Source organism: Bartonella sp. AS69XJJH, from assembly GCF_042195585.1.
GTDB lineage: Bacteria > Pseudomonadota > Alphaproteobacteria > Rhizobiales > Rhizobiaceae > Bartonella.
On sequence record NZ_JBHIOO010000115.1, the window covers coordinates 1 to 864 of the forward strand.

1 protein-coding gene is annotated in these 864 nt (G+C 44.1%); it reads right to left on the reverse strand.

Going from position 1 to position 864, the window contains the following annotated elements; all coding sequences use genetic code 11:
* A partial coding sequence (locus ACFIK6_RS10355; protein ID WP_375642765.1) for a phage late control D family protein occupies positions 1-803 on the reverse strand: 803 nt, incomplete at its 3' end.
* Between the last annotated feature and the right edge of the window lie 61 nt (positions 804-864).

An 864-nucleotide genomic window follows, 5' to 3' on the forward strand; every position in this document is an offset into this window, starting at 1 on the left:
TTTTCTGCTTTTTCCGATTCAGATGATGATGCTCTGTCACTGTCATCCATATGGATAAAGTTTTCATCATCATCAATCTCTTCTGGTTCTCGTGCATCAGCAGCGGCTTTTTGATCGTCCCCCACATCCGTTTCTAAGCCATTGGCTGCACCTGCTTCATCCCGTGCGCTGTATTTAAAATCCCAAGAGATGCAATGTTTTTCATGAATAACAACAATAGGGAGTGTTTCACCGGTAATGGCTTTTCCTTCCCCCCGTTTGGCGAGCACAAGTTTGCCATCAACGGGCTTTGCTACCGCATCATATTCTCCTGCAAGACGTGTAGCAAAAGCCATATCGCTTTCTGATGTTTGATCAATATGACGCACAACGATTTTTGCAAGAGAAGGATCAACCTTTGCTGTATAGCCATTACGCTCTGCTATCTCTTGAACAATACTGCCAAGGGTTTGCTGGTGATAGGATTGGCTTTTTGGGGTTCTATAAGACGTGTTCATTGATGCAGCGCGCCCTGTAACACTTAAGCTTTGTGGTGGACTGCTTACAGAGATTTCATCTATCAGATAGGCTCCCATATCGCGGTTTTTTCCGCCTTCATAGCCAAGTGTTATGGAAATAACCGTCCCGATAAGAGGAATATCAAGAAAGCCGTTATCACTGTCACGGGCGCGGTCATCAAGCTCTATGGTGATACGATCACTTTTGTTTTCTGCTTCATCGGTAATTTCAATCGATAAAACATAATCCATAAGCGTTTTGGTGATGTCTTCTCCATTTGCCAGAACCATGCAAAAAGGTTTCATGATTTGCTACCCCAAATTCTGATCACTGGTGTGGCTTTCGGATAGGGGAGGGTTGGTAAGA